At 63.8% G+C, this 2,765-nt stretch carries 3 protein-coding genes; all 3 read right to left on the reverse strand.

The window, feature by feature from the left end:
- Nucleotides 1–33: 33 nt before the first annotated feature.
- The gene (locus NNI01S_RS36280) at nt 34–726 is read right to left on the reverse strand and encodes a TetR/AcrR family transcriptional regulator (RefSeq protein WP_084489474.1); all 693 of its coding nucleotides are present in this window, start codon (nt 724–726) and stop codon (nt 34–36) included.
- Nucleotides 727–744: 18 nt separating this feature from the next.
- Nucleotides 745–1,404 (reverse strand): TetR/AcrR family transcriptional regulator, encoded by a 660-nt coding sequence (locus NNI01S_RS32845; protein WP_245676477.1) that lies wholly within the window; start codon nt 1,402–1,404, stop codon nt 745–747.
- Nucleotides 1,405–1,531: 127 nt separating this feature from the next.
- A complete protein-coding gene (locus NNI01S_RS32850) occupies nt 1,532–2,464 on the reverse strand; it encodes a hypothetical protein (protein WP_157115171.1) in 933 nt (310 codons plus the stop codon).
- Nucleotides 2,465–2,765: the final 301 nt, after the last annotated feature.

Raw genomic sequence — 2,765 nt, forward strand, 5'->3', positions numbered from 1 at the left:
TCGGCGCGGTGTGAATCGCCAGGCGCAGGATGGTCATCCAAGGTTCGACGATGCCGCGATTTCCGCTTCGGCCCCTGCCGCGATCAGGCGGGCAGTCATGGCGATGACTTCCCGGCGCTCGCCGGTGTCATCATCGAGCAAAGCGGCGCGGACTGCCGCCGCGAAACCGACGTTCATCAGAACGAACGCCATCGCCTCGTGGCCATGGTCATTGCCGGGGCCGAGCACCCGGATCAGCAGGACTTTCAGCAGCGCGCGCAGGCGTGGTTCGAATTCCGGGAGACCACTCTCGTAGTAGGCCAGCCCTCCCGCCAACGCTCGCACCAGCCCGGTATTGGCCGCCAGTTCGTCGGTGATGGCGTCGAGGATGGTGACGGCCAGTTCCGAAACGGTTCTGCCGACGGAATCGGACACGCTGCGAATGAGGTGCCGTTCGATATCTTCCAGCAGCCTTTCCAGCAGTTCGTCCACCATGACCGCACGGTCGGTGAAGTATCGATAGACGGTATTGACGCTCACCCCGGCCTGGGCAGCGATCCGGTTGGTCGAGGTATTGGCGATCCCGTGTTCCCCGAACAGGCATGCGGCGGTATCGAGAATGTGCTCCCTGGTGGCCTTCGCGCGTTCCTGTGTCGGACGACGAATCGCCTTCTTCGGCGGGGTTACGTACTCGCTCCTGTCTGCCGGCCCGGGAGGCGGGGTTGTGCGACCTGACGGTGCGCCGATTGTTCCGCATCGACTGCGTCATACCGAATGCTGCGTGCGTTCGGATTCGATCCACGCCGCGACGGCACGCGCGGTGACGGTGAGGGCCTGTCTGCGTTGCTGATTGTCGATCTCGAGCACCGACGCGCGGAGCGCCGCCGCGATCCCGGTGTTGACCAGCACGATGCTCATGACGTCGTATTTGTGGTCGTCGCCCGGGCCGAGCAGTTGGATGACGAGCACCTTGGCGAACAGGCGCAGACGGAGTTCCAGATCGGGAATGCCTGTGTCATAGAACGAGACCCCAGCCGCGAGTGCGCGTATCAACGGAGCGTTGGCCACCAACTCGTCGGTGACAACTTCGAGGATGGACGCCACGAACTCCGCGGTGGTTTGCTCCGCGAGACCGAAAACACGTTCGGTGAAGCGTTGTTCGGCATCTTCGACCAGCCGATCGATCAGCTTGTCCACCATGACCGTGCGGTCGGAGAAGTAGCGATAGACAGTGCCGACGCTCACTCCGGCATCGGCGGCGATCCGGTTGGTCGAAGTGCCGGCGATCCCGTGTTCCCCGAACAGGCGTGCGGCACTGTCGAGAATAAGCTCACGGGTCGCCTTCGCACGTTCCGGTGTCGAACGACGGGCCCCGCTGTTCGGCGGCATAAGAAACTCCTGCCTGCTGTCGCTGGGAACGGCCATCGTCGCCAACCCTACGGTCCGTACCAGCGGGCGCGGCCCCGAATTCCGATACGCGGGACCTCGTCGAAAGGTGTGGCATGTGCGGATATTCGGATCAGCGACGGCTGTCAACACGCCTGTCAGCGTGTTACTCGCTACGAGATACCTTGCCCTGAATCCGGGAGTCGCTCGTTCCGCCGTACTCATCGTAGTGATAGGTCGCCGAAACCACCCGGCTACTGCCGTCCTCGCACTTCGGATCGCGCAGGCGAGTAAACGCGAACCCGGTGCCGGTACCAGGCCGAGACAGCAGCAATTCGGTTGCCGGCGGACCCGACCGAAATGGCATCTCGTCTCGGAACGAAATCGCGGTCGGCGGGGTTGTTTCGACGCTGCCCGTGCCGCTACGCAAGGTGACCAGGACCCCGAACATGTTGTCCGGCCCATCCTTCGGCGGATACCACTGTGTCGCGTCGCCCGCATAGACGGTCGTCTGTCCCTCGTCCGTCCAGTCCGACACTTTCCTGCCGCAATGGGGGTTGGTGACGAGCCCAGCCAGGACACCGGACGGGGTGCCGCTGCCCGCGATCAGCGGCGGAATCGTGACCACCGCACTGACGAGAATGGCAACTGCCAGCACTGCTCCGCCTCGCATCGAGGCGGCACGCGTCCGACCGGATCGGTTGCTATACAGGTGCACGAAGGCTGCCGTGAACGCTGCGGCAACTGCGAAGCACGCCGCGGCGACGCTCGTGTCGAGGCGTCCGGGTAGCTCCGGCTTGTAGTCGGACAAGTACAGTTCGGTTCCCACCCACTGAGCGAAAAAACTGGCAATCATTCCACCCGCGATGGTGCCGCCGGGCGCGAATCGGTATGGCAAAAGCCCGAAAAGGCCGGTGACGACCAGCACCGGGCTGATCACAAACAGGAACGGCCAATAGACCGTGAAGTTGGCGGCGAAGCGTCCACCCGCTTCGAGATCTGCTCCCGGCCCCGAGAACAGTCCCAGCCCGATCGCCAGCCACGCCGCGGCCAGTGCGCCGACGGCAATGACCTGCAATACGTAGGCGAGACGGTTCAAGCGATTCCGCGATGTATCCCGAGCAAACACGCGGTCACTATATCGACCAGTTATGTCCGATCAGGTGGCCAAGTGTGGAGAAACCATGCGGGCCCGGTAGGGACTCCGAAGTCGCGAAGCCTCAGCCTGTTCAGAGAACATCGCGAGTACAGAAGGATCGGCGGCGATCAGATGCGCCCAGCGCTGGCCACCAGCCTCGCCGATGGTGTTCGCCCCATGTCACGGGCGGCGCAGCGAAGGCAGGCCGTTCGGGTCGCAGCGCTCGCCGCGTTCGGCGGTATCGGCGATTCCAGGCCATGTC

It is taken from the genome of Nocardia niwae NBRC 108934 = DSM 45340 (assembly GCF_001613465.1).
Lineage (GTDB): Bacteria > Actinomycetota > Actinomycetes > Mycobacteriales > Mycobacteriaceae > Nocardia > Nocardia niwae.

Excerpts from the sequence above, each read along its gene's own strand:
- NNI01S_RS32845 (WP_245676477.1), bottom strand. The coding sequence starts at position 1,404 with ATGGCCGTTCCCAGCGACAGCAGGCAGGAGTTTCTTATGCCGCCGAAC.